The organism is Gordonia sihwensis NBRC 108236, assembly GCF_000333035.1.
GTDB classification, from domain to species: domain Bacteria; phylum Actinomycetota; class Actinomycetes; order Mycobacteriales; family Mycobacteriaceae; genus Gordonia; species Gordonia sihwensis.
The window spans coordinates 1-14,687 of record NZ_BANU01000028.1 but is presented as its reverse complement, the minus strand read 5'-3'; the positions used below and the strand labels follow the sequence as shown (position 1 = coordinate 14,687).

Annotated in this window: 12 protein-coding genes and 1 pseudogene; 7 read left to right on the top strand and 6 right to left on the bottom strand. The window is 69.7% G+C overall.

Translation table 11 applies throughout. From position 1 onward, the window contains the following. Positions 1-2: 2 nt before the first annotated feature. Positions 3-1,076, bottom strand: a complete 1,074-nt coding sequence (locus tag GSI01S_RS15005) for a D-alanine--D-alanine ligase family protein (protein WP_006897447.1) — start codon at positions 1,074-1,076, stop codon at positions 3-5. A 39-nt stretch (positions 1,077-1,115) separates the two neighbouring features. On the opposite strand from GSI01S_RS15005, the gene GSI01S_RS15000 reads away from it, so the two are divergent. Beyond that, the gene (locus tag GSI01S_RS15000) at positions 1,116-2,432 is read left to right on the top strand and encodes a UDP-N-acetylmuramoyl-tripeptide--D-alanyl-D-alanine ligase (RefSeq protein ID WP_006897446.1); all 1,317 of its coding nucleotides are present in this window, start codon (positions 1,116-1,118) and stop codon (positions 2,430-2,432) included. Positions 2,433-2,569: 137 nt separating this feature from the next. On the opposite strand, the gene GSI01S_RS14995 is transcribed toward GSI01S_RS15000, so the two are convergent. Then, the gene (locus GSI01S_RS14995; protein WP_006897445.1) at positions 2,570-3,028 is read right to left on the bottom strand and encodes a hypothetical protein; all 459 of its coding nucleotides are present in this window, start codon (positions 3,026-3,028) and stop codon (positions 2,570-2,572) included. Between the two features lie 44 nt (positions 3,029-3,072). Here GSI01S_RS14995 and tgt point away from each other — a divergent pair, with 44 nt between their 5' ends. From tgt to GSI01S_RS14975, 4 genes are all read left to right on the top strand, one after another. Continuing rightward, positions 3,073-4,338 (top strand): tRNA guanosine(34) transglycosylase Tgt, encoded by a 1,266-nt coding sequence (tgt, locus tag GSI01S_RS14990; protein WP_006897444.1) that lies wholly within the window; start codon positions 3,073-3,075, stop codon positions 4,336-4,338. A 90-nt stretch (positions 4,339-4,428) separates the two neighbouring features. Continuing rightward, positions 4,429-5,247: an ABC transporter ATP-binding protein gene (locus GSI01S_RS14985; RefSeq protein WP_051999670.1), complete on the top strand. Its 819-nt coding sequence runs from the start codon at positions 4,429-4,431 to the stop codon at positions 5,245-5,247. Between the two features lie 4 nt (positions 5,248-5,251). Beyond that, entirely contained in the window at positions 5,252-7,834 is a 2,583-nt protein-coding gene (locus tag GSI01S_RS14980; protein WP_006897442.1) for an ABC transporter permease, read from the top strand. A gap of 33 nt (positions 7,835-7,867) precedes the next feature. After that, complete coding sequence (locus GSI01S_RS14975) at positions 7,868-8,362, top strand: hypothetical protein (RefSeq protein WP_006897441.1); 495 nt, start codon at positions 7,868-7,870, stop codon at positions 8,360-8,362. A 198-nt stretch (positions 8,363-8,560) separates the two neighbouring features. Here the strand turns inward: GSI01S_RS14975 and GSI01S_RS14970 are convergent, their stop codons facing one another. Then, the gene (locus GSI01S_RS14970; protein WP_006897440.1) at positions 8,561-9,328 is read right to left on the bottom strand and encodes a class I SAM-dependent methyltransferase; all 768 of its coding nucleotides are present in this window, start codon (positions 9,326-9,328) and stop codon (positions 8,561-8,563) included. Positions 9,329-9,356: 28 nt separating this feature from the next. Between GSI01S_RS14970 and GSI01S_RS14965 the strand changes: the two genes are divergently transcribed. Then, complete coding sequence (locus GSI01S_RS14965; protein WP_039867800.1) at positions 9,357-10,487, top strand: glycosyltransferase family 4 protein; 1,131 nt, start codon at positions 9,357-9,359, stop codon at positions 10,485-10,487. 1 nt (position 10,488) lies between these two features. On the opposite strand, the gene GSI01S_RS14960 is transcribed toward GSI01S_RS14965, so the two are convergent. From GSI01S_RS14960 to GSI01S_RS14950, 3 genes are all read right to left on the bottom strand, one after another. Beyond that, a complete protein-coding gene (locus tag GSI01S_RS14960; RefSeq protein WP_006897438.1) occupies positions 10,489-11,139 on the bottom strand; it encodes a ScbR family autoregulator-binding transcription factor in 651 nt (216 codons plus the stop codon). 302 nt (positions 11,140-11,441) lie between these two features. Then, the gene (locus tag GSI01S_RS14955; RefSeq protein ID WP_006897436.1) at positions 11,442-13,178 is read right to left on the bottom strand and encodes an MmpA family trehalose lipid delivery protein; all 1,737 of its coding nucleotides are present in this window, start codon (positions 13,176-13,178) and stop codon (positions 11,442-11,444) included. Positions 13,179-13,193: 15 nt separating this feature from the next. After that, a complete protein-coding gene (locus GSI01S_RS14950) occupies positions 13,194-14,108 on the bottom strand; it encodes an HpcH/HpaI aldolase/citrate lyase family protein (RefSeq protein ID WP_006897435.1) in 915 nt (304 codons plus the stop codon). A 41-nt stretch (positions 14,109-14,149) separates the two neighbouring features. On the opposite strand from GSI01S_RS14950, the pseudogene GSI01S_RS14945 reads away from it, so the two are divergent. Then, positions 14,150-14,687 (top strand): annotated as a pseudogene (locus GSI01S_RS14945) (polysaccharide biosynthesis protein); the annotation flags it as partial.

The following is a 14,687-nucleotide window of genomic DNA, read 5'->3' as shown; positions in this document are numbered from 1 at the left end:
GCTCAGTGCTCGGTGGAGAACGAGCTCCGTCGGCGATGCACTTCGAGCGCCAGCGTCACAAGGCGGTCGATCAGGTCGGGATAGGTGATCCCGGTGGCCTCCCACATCTTGGGGTACATCGATGCGGGGGTGAAACCGGGAATCGTGTTGACCTCGTTGAGGAGCCAGCCGCGACCGTCCTCCTCGTAGAAGAAGTCGACGCGCGCCAGACCCGCGCAGCGCAACGCCACGAAGGCGTCGGCGGCCAGCTCGCGCACCTGCGCGATCGCCTCGTCCGACAGCGGTGCGGGAATCATCAGCTCGGCGGCACCGGTGACGTACTTGTCCTCGTAGTCGTAGAAGTCACTGCCGGGCTTGATCTCTCCGGGGAGGGACGCGTCGGGGGCAGCGTTGCCGAGGACGGCCACCTCGACCTCGCGGCCGGTCACCGTCTCCTCGATGACGACCACGTCGTCGTAACGGAGGGCGTGGTTGATCGCCGCGTCGAGTTCCTCGATCGAGTCGGCGCGGCTGACGCCGACGGACGAGCCCATGTTCGCCGGCTTCACGAACACCGGCAGACCGAGTTGCTCGGTCGCGTCGGCCAGCACCTGGCGGGCGTCGTCCACACCGTCGCGGAAGGTGATCCACTTGCACTGCGGGATGCCCGCGCGAGCGGCGATCTCCTTCGCCATCGCCTTGTCCATGCAGACCGCCGATGCCAGCACTCCGCAGCCGATGTACGGCAGCTTGAACAGCTCGAGCATGCCCTGCACGGTGCCGTCCTCGCCGTGCGGCCCGTGCAGCAGCGGGAACACCACGGTGAGGTCTTCGGGACGGCCGGCCAGCACCTGAAGCGGATTCACCTCGGGGCCTTCGACGTCGAGACTGTTCGGCAGTTCCGCGCCGGCGGCCAGGGCTTCGGCCGCGGCGTCGTTGCGGTGCCATCCGCCGCGCTTGTCGATGCCGACCGGGATCAGGCGGTACTTGGAGCGGTCCGCGGCGGCCAGTACATGGGCGGCGCTCACACGGGAGACGTCGTGTTCGGCGGACACTCCGCCGTAGAGGACGACCAGGCGGATGAGGGGGGTGCTCATGGATGCAACCATACGTGCTTGCTTGTACCGTGGTCTGTCGTGCATCTCCTCGCCAGTCAGATCGCCGCCGCGACCGGCGGCACCCTTCACGGACCGGATGTGACGGTCGATTCCGCGAGCATCGACTCGCGGTCCGCGCGGCCCGGTCAGCTGTTCGTGCCGATCGTCGCCGCGCGTGACGGCCACGACTACATCCCGGCGGCGGTGCAGGCCGGCGCTCCCGTGTATCTGACCGATCGGACGCCGGATCCGGCCCTCGCCGCGACGGCCGTCCAGGTCGCGGACACCGCCGAGGCGCTCGCCGATCTCGGTCGCTTCGTCCGCGCCGGACTCACCGGCAGCGTCGTCGGCGTCACCGGCTCGGTCGGCAAGACGTCGACCAAGGACCTGCTCGCCGGCGTGCTGTCGACCACCTTCCGCACCGCCGCGAGCGAGAAGTCGTTCAACAACGAACTCGGGCTGCCGCTGACCCTGCTCGGCGCACCCGACGACACCGAGGCCGTCGTCCTGGAGATGGGCGCGCGCGGTGTCGGTCACATCGCACAGCTGTGCTCCATCGCCTCCCCGACGGTCGGAGTGCTCACCCGCGTCGAGGCGGTGCATCTGGAGATGTTCGGCAGCATCGAGGATGTGGCACGGGCGAAGGGTGAACTCGTCGAGGCTCTGCCTGCCGACGGGCTCGCCGTTCTCAATGCCGACCACCCGGTGGTCGCGGCGATGGCGTCGCGGACCAGCGCGCGGGTCGTGACCTACGGTGTCGATCCCGCCGCGGACGTGCGCGCCACCGACATCGTGCTCGACGACCAGTTGCGTGCGGCCTTCACTCTGCACAGCCCGTGGGGCAGCGTGCCGGTGCGGCTCGGGGCACGCGGCGAGCACCAGGTCGGCAACGCCCTGGCCGCGGCCGCTGCCGGCGGCGGCGTGGGGGTGTCGGTCGAGCGGATCGCCGACGGTCTGCTGCGCGCGGGTCTGTCCGGACTGCGGATGGAGATGAGCACCACGGCCGCGGGAGTCGTCGTCATCAACGACGCCTACAACGCCAACCCGACGTCGATGGCGGCGGGCCTGTCGGCACTGGCGCGCGTCGAGGCCGGACGCCGGTTCGCGGTGCTCGGCACGATGGCCGAACTCGGAGACGACAGCGACGCCGCCCACCGCGCCGTCGCCGAGCGGGCCCGTGAACTGGGCGTGACGGTGATCGCGGTGGACGAGCCCGCCTACGGCGACGGCGTGGCGCACGTCTCGGGCATCGAGGGCGCCGTCGACGCCCTGAGCGGACTCCGCAGCGGCGACGCCGTGCTGGTCAAGGGCAGCCGGGTCGCCGCCCTCGAACGAGTGGTGCAGGCGCTCGGCTGAGCGTCGCACCGCGTCACCACACACAAACGCGACATTCGGCGACAGAACCCCCGTCCCGGACGGGGGTTCTGTCGCCGAATGTCGCGTTTACTGAGCGGTCTACTGCGCGCTCGACTGCGCGTGTTGGCCTGCGAGCCTCAGTTGGGCATCAGCGCGAAGGCCTGGCCGCCCTTGGTGCAGCGGGCGAGTTCGCCGACGGTCGTCGACGGTCCGCAGTCCCAGCCCGACACGGTCTGCGGTGCGCCGGTCGCGATCAGGGGTCCGTACTGCTTCGCGATGTCCTTGGCGGACGAGCACGACAGGTCGCCCGCGACGATGTGGATCTGGAGGGCGCCGTCGGGCCCCTTGGTGGGGCCGCAGGTCTTGTCCCCGGACGACGACGTCGCCTCGCCGGTGCTCTCGTCCGTGGCGGCGGTGCTCTGGGGCTTCGGTCCGCCGACCACCGGGACGCTGGTGTCGCTGGAACCGGTGACCGCGGAGGCCCCGGACTTGTCGGCGCCGGACGACGCCTCGTTCTCCGAACCGCAGGCGGTGGCGGCCAGGGCGATCGAACAGACGAGGAGTGCGGTCGCGGCCAGTTTCATCGTGCGAGTCATGGGCACAACGCTAACGAATTTGAGCGGCCGAGCGCACGGCTGGGATGATGGCCTGCGTGACCACCAGCCACTTCGCTCCGCGAACCCGCCTCGAAGGCACCACCGGGCGCACCGGGACCATCACCACACCGCACGGCGAGATCCAGACCCCTGCGTTCATCCCGGTGGGAACCAAGGCCACCGTCAAGACGGTCCTGCCGGAGTCGGTCGCCGCGCTCGGCGCGCAGGCCGTGCTCGCCAACGCCTATCACCTCTATCTGCAGCCGGGGCCGGAGATCGTCGATCAGGCCGGCGGTCTCGGCCGGTTCATGAACTGGCCCGGACCCACGTACACCGACAGCGGCGGCTTCCAGGTGATGTCGCTGGGCGCGGGCTTCAAGAAGGTCATCGCGATGGACCTGGTCGGCGAGCAGGACGACCACAAGATCGCCGACGGCAAGGAGCGGCTGGCCAACGTCGACGACGACGGAGTCACCTTCAAATCGCACCTCGACGGGTCGATGCACCGGTTCACCCCCGAGGTGTCGATGCAGATCCAGCACCGGCTCGGCGCCGACATCATCTTCGCCTTCGACGAGCTCACCACGCTGATGAATACGCGCGGGTACCAGGAGCGGTCACTCGAACGCACTCGGCAGTGGGCCATTCGGTGCCTCGCCGAACACAACCGGCTCTCCGTCGAGCGCTCGCATCGTCCGCAGCAGGCGCTGTGGGGTGTGGTGCAGGGGGCGCAGTACGAGGACCTGCGGCGGAAGGCGACTCGCGACCTCGTCGAGCTGAGCCGCATCGATCGTGAGAACGGCGGCAAGGGTTTCGGCGGTTACGGCATCGGCGGCGCGCTGGAGAAGGCCAATCTCGGCACCATCGTCGGATGGGTCACCGACGAGCTCCCGGACGACGCCCCGCGGCATCTGCTCGGGATCAGCGAGCCGGACGACATCTTCACCGCCATCGAGAACGGCGCCGACACCTTCGACTGCGTCTCGCCGACCCGGGTGGCGCGCAACGGTGCGATCTACTCGTTCGACGGCCGGTACAACATCACGAATGCCAAGTACCGCAACGACTTCCGGTCCCTCGATGAAGAGCTGGACAACTACTCGACGCAGTACACCCGTGCCTACCTGCACCATCTGTTCAAGGCGAAGGAAGGTCTGGCGTCCACGCTCGCGACCCTGCACAACCTCTCGTTCACGATCACCCTGGTCGATCGCGCCCGGCGCGCGATCGACGAAGGCGACTACGTCGAGTACCGCGACGAGTTCCTGCGCCGCTACTACGCTGGAACCCGGCAGGCCGAAGCCCGATAGGTCCGGATCGCGCGGCGAATCGTCGGGCGAGGCGGTGATTCCGGGTGGTCCCTGATGCGCGGGCGGCGCAATTCTGACACCTTTGTCTGCATGACAGAAACAGCACCGGCAGGCAAGCATGCAATGATCGCGGCGCGTGCGGACGATGTGGTGAAGACGTACGGCAGCGGCGACACCGCCGTGCACGCGCTTCGGGGCGTGTCAATCGGATTCCGTGCGGGAGAGTTCACCGCGATCATGGGGCCGTCGGGCTCCGGCAAGTCGACCCTGATGCACTGCCTGGCCGGACTCGACACGGTCACCGAGGGCGAGGTGCACATCGGTGACGTCGGTCTGGCCGGTCTGTCCGACAAGGAGATGACCAAGTTGCGGCGCGACCGCATCGGATTCGTCTTCCAGGCGTTCAACCTGGTGCCGACGCTGACGGCCGAGGAGAACATCACCCTGCCGCAGGGGATCGCCGGCCGCGAGGTCGACCGCCCGTGGTTCGACACGGTGATCGACCGCCTCGGCATCCGGCCGCGACTGAACCACCGTCCCAGTGAACTCTCCGGCGGCCAGCAGCAGCGCGTGGCCTGCGCCCGCGCACTCGTCGGACGTCCGGACATCATCTTCGGCGACGAACCCACCGGCAACCTCGACTCCCGCTCGTCCGGTGAAGTGCTCGCCATCCTGCGCGCCGCGACCGACGAGTTCAACCAGACCGTGGTGATCGTGACCCACGATCCGCGCGCGGCGTCGTACGCCGACCGCGTCGTCTTCCTGGCCGACGGCCAGATCGTCCGGGAACTGCAGCGCCCGTCCGCCGACGACGTCTTCGAGGTGATGCGCAATCTCGACGACTCGGCACCGGGACAGGACGACCACGGGCAGTCGACGCGTCCCGCCGGATCCGGCGAGGTGAACTGAACCGATGGCTGCCAACGTCATGCGCAAGGTTTCTCTGAGAAGCCTTGCGTCTCACAAGATCAGGTTGATCCTGACGGTGTTCTCGGTGGTGCTGGGCACCAGCTTCGTCGCGGGCGCGGTCATCTTCACCTCGACCGTGGCCACCGCTTTCAACTCGATCTTCGACAACGTCGCGCAGGGAGTCGCGGTCGAGATCACCGCGGCGGGCAACGAAGCACCCGGCGTGCCCGTGACGATCGTCGACGATCTGAAGAAGAACGAGCAGAAGCTCGGAATCGAACGGGTGGCCGCCTCGAACTCCGGGCCGGTGACGCTCGCCGATTCGTCCGGCCGGGCCGTCCAGACCGGCGGAGCGCCGAGCGTCGGCATGAGCTACCTCCCGCCCGACGAGGCGGTCGGCGAGGACATGAAGTTCAGCGAGGGCCGCGCACCGGAGAAGTCCGATGAGATCGCGGTCAACTCCCAGGCCGCCGACAAGGGCGGGCTCAAGGTCGGGAGCCGGACGAAGGTGGTCGTCGGAGCCGGGCTGGCCCCGCCGATGGACGTCACCGTGGTCGGTCTCACCGACATGCCGTCGTCCACCGGCGGTTATGTCGGGGTGCTCTTCGACCAGGCGACCGCCGCCAAGCTGTTCTCGGATGGCAAGTACGTCTCGACCGTCGACCTCGCGGCCCGTCCCGGGGTGTCCGACGACCAACTGCGCGACGCCGTCCACGCCCATCTGGCCGACGTGGTCGCCCGATCGGGGAAGACCGACTTCGATCAGCTGTACAAGGTCCGCACCGGCGAACAGGTGCGCGAGGACCAGAAGGAGAGCATCCAGCAGTTCCTGACGATCTTCCGGGCCATCCTGCTGGCTTTCGCCGCGATCGGCCTGCTGGTCGGCACCTTCATCATCTACAACACCTTCTCGATGATCGTCGCCCAGCGGAACCGTGAGCTCGCGCTGCTGCGCGCGATCGGCGCGAGCCGGGAGAACGTCTCCCGGTCGGTGCTGCTCGAAGCGCTGATCGTCGGCGTCATCGGCGGGCTGATCGGTCTGGCGCTGGGTGTCGCGATCGCCGCAGGCCTGCTCGCGTACACCCAATCGCAGGGCCTGCCGTCCAACGGCATCCAGGTCGGCGCGGCCGCGATCATCTCCGCGGTGTTCGTCGGAGTCGTCGTCACCCTGCTCAGCGCATGGATTCCGGCACGCCGAGCCTCGCGCATCCCGCCGGTGGAGGCCATGCGCGAGAGCACCGTGGAACCCGGCGCCGGCTCGCTCCGCGTCCGGACCCTGCTGGCGGCCGTCTTCGGTGTCCTCGGCGTCATCGCGCTGGTGATCGGCGGACTCGGGGAGGGGGCCGGCTCGGCCACCATCGTCGGAATCGGGGCGCTCCTTGCGGTGATCGCCGTGGTGCTGGGGGCACCCGCCATCTCCCAGCCCGTCGTGGGCGCGTTCGGCGCCCTCTTCCAGAAGCCCTTCGGCACCGTCGGCAAACTGGCCAGGACCAACGCGGTCCGCAACCCCCGGCGTACCGCGGCCACCGCGTTCGCACTCACCCTCGGCCTGATGCTCGTGGTGGTGATCGGCACTCTCGGATGGTCGTTCAAGGGCACCGTCGACTCGTCGGTCGACAAGGGCATCCGCGCCGACTTCATCGTCACCGGCACCAACAACATGCCGCTGCCGCTCTCGGTGGTGGACGCGGTCAAGGAGGCTCCGGGAGCGGACAAGGTGGTCGCGCAGGCATACGGCGAGGCCCGCTACGACGGGAAGGACACCTACGTGACCTCCCCGTACGGTGGTTCGATCGGTGACGTCGCGTCCATCAACGTGCTCGAGGGCAGCCTGGATCTGCCGGACGACGGGCTCCTCATCAGTTCCTCGCAAGCGCGCGACAACGGTTGGAAACTGGGGCAGACGGTCACCTTCACCAGCGGTACCGGCGACGAGGTCGCCACCGAGGTGACGGGGATCTTCGAGGACAACCAGGCGATCGCGTCGTCGATGGTGGGCTGGCCGACGTACGAGCAGCTCATGCCGGTCGCGATGAAGCGGATCGCGGGCCCGGTGCTGGTGACCGCGAAGCCCGGGGTGAGGGCGGCCGACCTGCGTAAGCAACTCGAGGACGCCACCGCTGAGTACCTCACCGCCCAGGTGCAGGATCGCGATCAGTTCAAGAACTCGATCTCCTCGCAGATCGACCAGATGATGGCGACGCTGTACGCGCTGCTGGCCCTGTCACTGGTGATCGCGGTGCTCGGCATCGTGAACACGCTCGCGCTGTCGGTGGTGGAGCGCAGACAGGAGATCGGCATGCTGCGTGCGGTGGGCATGAGCCGGGCGCAGGTGCGCCGCACGATCTACCTCGAGTCGACGTACATCGCGGTGTTCGGGGCGCTGCTGGGCACCGTGCTGGGTCTCGCGATCGGCATCCCGCTGGTGCGGACGCTGGCGTACTGGGGTCTGGAAGGCGTGGTGATCCCGTGGGCGCTGATCGGCGGGACGCTGGTCGGAGCCGCGGTGGTCGGGGTGATCGCAGCGCTGTGGCCTGCGGTGACCGCCGCTCGCACCCGCCCGCTCGAGGCCATCACCGCAGAATGAGGGGCTTCTCGCACCGGGTATACGGTGGTCGGCATGACTAGCCCCTCGCCCTCGGGCCGCGGCCGCACGGTGGTCCTGTCGTTGATCGTCGTCCTCGCGGTGATCGTCCTGGCGGCCGTCGGTTTCCTCGTGTTCCGGTCGGGTTCGCCGAACTCGGGAACCGACCGGCCCTCGGCGACGCCGACCACCGTCACGACCACCAGCGAGGAGAGTGAGACGATCTCGTCGCCGAAGCCGACGCCGACCCGGACCACCCCGCGGGTGGAGCCCGGCTCGGTCACCTATCAGCTCACCGGAGACGGCGACGTGGTGGCTCTGGCCTATCGCGATTCCGGCGGTCGGGTGGTGGTCGCCGCGACGGGGACTCCGTGGTCGGCCAAGACGGTCGTGCCCGACCGCGAGGTCGAGATGACAGCGATCGTGGTGCGCGGTCCGGTCACGTGCACGATTCTGCAGGGCGACGACATGATCTCGTCGAGCACCAGCCGCGGCGGTCCGCTCCGCTGCGCGGGACGGTTGCCGCGCTAGACCGGTCCGTCTGCCTGCGAGGCACGCCGCGTTACGCGGCGTGCCTCGTTTCGTATTGTGCTCAAACACCTGTTCGGGATATGTTATCCACAGTTATCCACAACCTTCATCCACAATGTGCATGAATTACACACATGTAATTTCCACATTGTGGATGGATTCAGGTGTGGGAAGCGTGTCCCGAAACCGCCCCTGACCTCAGTTTTTCCGGAGCACGAGGACCAGGTTGGTCGCTGCCGCCTCGCGGACCACGGGGATGTGCACAACTGGCCATGCGAACCTGGGGAGATAGCGCGGAATGGCGGCCAGCAGTTCGGCGTCGGCTGTGGATCGTGCCCAGCGCAGTCCCGCGGCAGCGGTGATCGGAAACAGCGACACTCCGTAGAGGTTCTTCGGCAGGTGACCGGTGCGCCGCGTGTACCAGCGCGCGGCGCGGTGGCCGCCGAGGTAGTGAGTCAGTCCCATCTCGTGGCCGCCGAACGGACCCCACCAGAGGGTGTAGCTGAGGACGATCGTTCCGCCCGGCCGGGTGACCCGGACCATCTCGTCGGCCATCGCCCACGGGGTCCGAGTGTGCTCGGCGACGTTCGACGAGTAGCAGACATCGACGCTTCCGGTCCGGAACGGGAGATGCTCGCCCTGCGCGCGGACCGCCGACCGTTGGTCGATCCCGGCGGCCGCCATCTCTCCCGCGTCCGGTTCCACCGACAGATAGGCGGCACCGCGATCGCGGAAGGCGTCGGCGAAGAACCCGGGCCCGCCCCCGACGTCGAGCACGGTGGCGCCCCGCAGCGGGCCGGGGTGGAGAGAGTCGATCATCACGGCGGTGTCGTGTGCGAGCGCCGAATAGAACCGGGCCGGGTCGGACTGCTCGTACCGGAAGGCGTCGAGGAGCCGCACCGAACGACGGATCGTGGCGTGCCGACCGAAGGCGGCGGCGGGAGCGGGGAACCGGGAACGCGGCATGCAGCCAGGTTCGCATACGCTGGAACGAATGAGCGTCCCGACCGATGTCCTGCTGCTGTGCTGGCGTGACACCGGCCATCCCCAGGGCGGGGGCAGCGAACGCTACCTCGAACGCGTGGGCGCCGAGTTCGCCGCCCGGGGTTCGCGCGTCACCCTGCTCACCGCCCACTATCCCGGTGCTGCGAGGAAGCAGACGGTCGACGGGGTGCGCATCGTCCGCGCGGGCGGTCGGCTCACCGTGTACCCGCGGGCTCTGGCCACCGTCGCCGCGGCCCGCTGGGGACGGGGACGGCTGGCCGGGTATCGGCCCGACGTCGTCGTCGACACCCAGAACGGCGTTCCCTTCTTCGCGCGCCTCGTCGCTCCCGCGCCGACCGTGGTCCTGGTCCACCACTGTCATCGGGAGCAGTGGCCGGTGGCGGGGCCGGTCCTGGCCCGGGTGGGTTGGTGGATCGAGTCGAGGATCGCGCCGCGGATCCACCGCCGGAACCGCTACATCACGGTCTCCGAACCATCCGCGACCGAACTCACCGGTCTCGGTGTGGACCGGCACCGCATCACCGTCGTGCGCGGCGGAGTCGACCCGGTGCCGAACGGTATCGATGTGACCGGGCGGTCGGGCGGTCTCCGCCTGATCGCCGTCTCGAGGCTGGTGCCGCACAAGCAGATCGAGGACGCGCTCGAGGTGGTGGCCACGCTGTCCGCCGCGGGCGCGGACGTGCACCTGGACGTCGTCGGGGACGGATGGTGGGCGGGCCGGCTGCGCGCGCAGGCGCAGTCTCTGGGAGTCGTCGACCAGGTCAGCTTTCACGGGCACGTGAGCGATCGGCGCAAGCACGAGTTGCTCGCCGCCGCCGACGTCCATCTGATGCCGTCGCGGAAGGAGGGATGGGGGCTGGCGGTGATCGAAGCCGCACAGCACGCGGTTCCGACGATCGGCTATCGCAGTTCGGCGGGGCTGGCCGACTCCATCGTCGACGGGGTCACCGGCGTGTTGGTGGACGACGCCGTCCAACTCGCCCGGGCCGCCGCGGCCCTCGCGGCCGACCCGGATCGGCGGCGCGCGTTGGGGGAGGCCGCACGGGACCGTGCAGAGCAGTTCTCCTGGGCGGGAACCGCGGACGGGTTCGCGGCGGTCTTCGACGAGGTGTGCGGCTGACTCAGGCGCCGGGTTCGGTCTGCGGAGTCCAGCGTGCCCCGAGCAGATCGGAGCGCGCGGCGATGCGTTCGTCGGGCATCAGCGCCGTCACCAGGTAGTCGGCGAGCCGGTCGATGCGTGCGGGCAGATCGTCGTGGCCCGACACAGCGTAGGAGAGGACGTGGGCGCCGACGAACGACTCGGTGACGAATACGGCGGCCTCCTCGGCGTCGGTGTCCGGCGGCACGTCGCCGTCTTCGACGGCCTTCGTGACGAAGTACTTGATCGCTTCGATCCACGCGAGGTACACGGGGATCGGGGCCTCGCCGGAATGCAGTTCGATGATGAGGCGGATGCCCGCGCGGACCACCGGGTCGTCCACCAGCAGGCGGCCCATCTCCCGGCACAGCATCACGAGCTGTCGCATGCCGTAGGTGTCGGTCTGCGCGATGGTTCCGACCGCCCTCATCGAGGTGGCCTGGAATTCGTCGACGACGATCGCCGCGAGGTCGTCCTTCGACTGGAAGTGGAAGTAGATCGCGCCGCGGGTGAGGCCGGATTCGCCGACGATGTCGTTCAGTCGCGCCCGTTCGTAGCCGACGCGACTGAAGAGATTCGCGGCGGCGACCACGATCTGACGACGTGTCTCCACAGCCCTGGCCTGCTGGGCCATCGCCGCCCCCTCGGTGTATGAGAAATGCGCTCTGATGTGGTCGTATTCGGCACATATGGTAACCGAGCGCGCTTGCGCGATATTACTTCAGAGTATACGGTTACATACCGGTGGACCGGTTTAGCCGGACACGACAACTGGAGCTGCGACATCGGCTGGGACACGGAGGATTTCCGCCGACTGACCGAGGGGTGCTTCAGCGACGTGCCGGACCGGGTGCACCGACGCCAGTGCGCGACCCCCGCGCTCGATCCGAACGCGAGGGTGGCGCACTGGCGTGTTTCTGCGGCGTGCTCGCCGCGTCACTTCCGTTGAGCCGCTTCGTCTTCCTCGGTCTCCGGGGCCCTTCGACGGACGACGGCCGCGGCGAGACCGGCGGCCACCGAACAGATCCAGAGGACCAGGGCCGCGAATGCCGCCGCCCGCGCGGCGGTCGCCGGAACGGGCGCGGCCACGGCACCGGGAATCCGGTACACGGTCAGATGCTCGCCCGAGTAGGCCGGAGCGGTTGCGGCCAGCCGGGCGGGCGGGTCCGACTCCTCGGCCACCACCCAGCCGACGCCGAGCCGTGCCAACCGCTGCGGGTCGCCTCCGTCTCGGAGAACGTCGAGGACCTGCGCCGTCCGGCCGGTGGGGGAGTCCACCGTCGTCCCGTCCACGGTCAATTCGCCCGAACCGATCACCGGTGCGTCCAGCATGCGCGGGAGCGGAGACAGCGACGGCCCCCGGGCCCACGACAGCCGTCGCACGGCGTCGCCGGGCCACAGGGCCACTGAGCCGCGGGCGCCGTCCGTGTCGTGGCCGACGAGCGCCGTCACCCGGGCATAGTCGTCGGGGTAGATCACCGGCCGGATCTTGCCGCCCACACCCCAGGCGAGGTCGGGGAGCGGTGCCACGATCAGTGCGATCACCGCCGCTGCGGCGAAGCCGGCCGGTACGAGTGCGCGCAGTGCGGTCACGGCGGCCGCCGCCGCGACCGCGACGAACGGGACGGCGAGCGCGAGGTATTTCTGCGTGTCGCGCAGCAGCCCGGCACCGGGCACATGCGCCAACAGGACGTCCATCACCGCCAGTCCGGGCGGTGTCGCAGCGACCACCACCGCCGCGATCGCGACCGCCGCCAGGAGTGCCTGCCCGGCGACCGCGGGGCTCAGTTCCCGGCGCATCCGGACCAGGGCGCCGGTGCCGACCGCCACCACCGCCAGCAGCATCAGTGTCGCGACCAGGGCCCAGGGGGTGGTGCGGCTGGCGGGGACGGCGTCGGCGTTCCAGATGCCGCCGAGCCCGAGGGCGGTGCCGAGCAGCCCGAGCCCCGGCTCGGCACGCAGCGCGAACACCGCGGCGCCGCCGGAGGACCCGACGTCCGACGCGACCGCGGAGGCCACCAGCCAGGGAGAGGCGGTGATGAGCCAGCATCCCGCGGCGAGTCCCGCCGTCCGGATCGGCAGCCGCACCGCCGCCGCGGTGGCCACCGCCACGATCCCGGCCAGAAGCGAACCGGTGGGCGTCAGGCCGGCTGCCGCGAATATCCCGGCGAGACCGGCCCATTGGCGCCACGACCGCCGGCCGTCGGCCAGGTCGAGCACCGCGCACACCGTCCACCCGAGGGCGGCGTAGCCGGCCAGCAGACTCCAATGCCCTTGCAGCAGGCGCTCTGCCACGTAGGGATTCCAGATCCCGACGACGGCGGCGGCCACCGCACCGGCGGTGGCGGCGCGCGGGACGAGCCTGCGGGCCAGCCGCCCGTAGCCCGCTCCGGCCGCGAAGACGGCCAGGATCGTCAGGCCGGCCACCAGGAGGCCGCCGTCCACGAGACGCGAGCCGAGGGCGAGCAGCGCGTCCTGCGGGACCGCTCGCGGCGCCGTGCCGTCGATGCCGAGCGCGGCGGCCGTCAGCGGCGACTGCGGAGTCGCGACCGCGTCCCGGTAGAGCAGGTGGTTCCCGACCAGGGGCGCGCAGATCAGGGCGGTGAGCAGAGCGCTGACCGCGTAGACCGCCGCCCCGGTCTGCGCGGGCGTGCGCGTGGAGGTGGCGGTCACCGCACTGCCGTCGGATCAGAAGTGGTACGTGTCGGTCGGTGCGGGCATGTGGTCGTTGATCCCGTAGTCGCTCGGGACGATCTCGTATGCGCGGGCCAGTTCCAGAATCTTGGTGGCACGGGCGATCCGAGGCAGGTCGGAGCCGTTGCGGATCTCGCCGCCGTCCGCCTCGAACTCGGTGAAGAACTCACGCGCCCACTTGATCTCGTCGTGCGACGGCGACAGCCCCTCGTTGACCGACGCGCACTGGTCGGGGGTGAGGCAGATCTTGCCCGTCATCCCGAACTCCGCGCTGACGGCCGTCGCCTCCGACAGCTTCAGGGCGCTGGAACCGACGGTCGGGCCGTCGATGGCCGACGGCAGGTTGGCGGCCTTGGCCGCGATGGTGAACCGTGACCGCGCATAGGCCAGCGTGGTCGGCTGCTCACCGAAACCGGTGTCGCGGCGGAAGTCGCCGATGCCGAACGCCAGGCGGAAGGTGCCCTTGGCCGAGGCGATCTCGTTGATCCGTTCCAGGCCCCGGGCGGTCTCGACCAGCGCGACGATCGGCACGCCCGGGACACGCTGGGCCGTCTCGGTCACGTGATCGACCGATTCCACCATCGCCAGCATGATCCCGCCGATGGACGTCCCGGCCAGCGCGGCGAGATCCGCCGCCCACCACGGGGTTCCGAAGCCGTTGATGCGAACCCAGTCGGAGTGACCGTCGGCGAGCCAGCGGACCACGTTGTCGCGGGCGGAGTCCTTGTCTTTCGGTGCGACGGCGTCCTCGATGTCGAGGATGACGATGTCGGCGCGGGAGCGCGAGGCGGCCTCGAACCGGTCGTACTGCGCCCCGTTCACCAGGAGCCAACTGCGGGCCAGTACCGGGTCGATGCGGGACCCGACATCGGAGGGGTCGGGCTCGTTGAATGGTTCGGTGTCGTACATCGACTCTTAGCGCTCGTCTCGATCAGCTACGGATACTGCCGATGCAGTCTATCGCGCAGCGGCCGGGCACACTGGTCAGCATGGTCGACGCCGCCACGCCCCGCCGCGGGTCCACCGTGCGGTCGGTCGGCTGGGTCACCGCGGGTTCTCTCCTGGCCAATCTGCTGGCGTACGTGGTGCAGGTTCCGGCGAGCCGGGTGCTGGGGCCGGACGCCTTCGGCGAGTTCTCGGTTCTCAACGCGGCCATGCTCATCGCCTCGGTGCCGGCGCTGGCTCTGCAGGCGGTGGTGGCGCGCGAGGTGGTGCGGGGGACGCCGTCGCGGCGGCTGTGGGCGCTGATCGGCGTGGTCTTCGGCGTCGTCGCCCTGGTGTCGGTGTTCGCGGTGGCCGCGATGATGCGGATCGCGCACACCGATCTCGGACCCACCGCGGCAGCGCTCGCCGGTGCCGCACCGCTCGCGGTTGTCTCTGGCGGCCAGGGGCTGCTTCAGGGGGCGGGGCGGTTCCGGTTGCTCGGCGCGGTGCTCGCCGGCGTCGGGCTCCTGCGGTCGGTGCCCGTGGTGGGCGCGGTGTACGCGG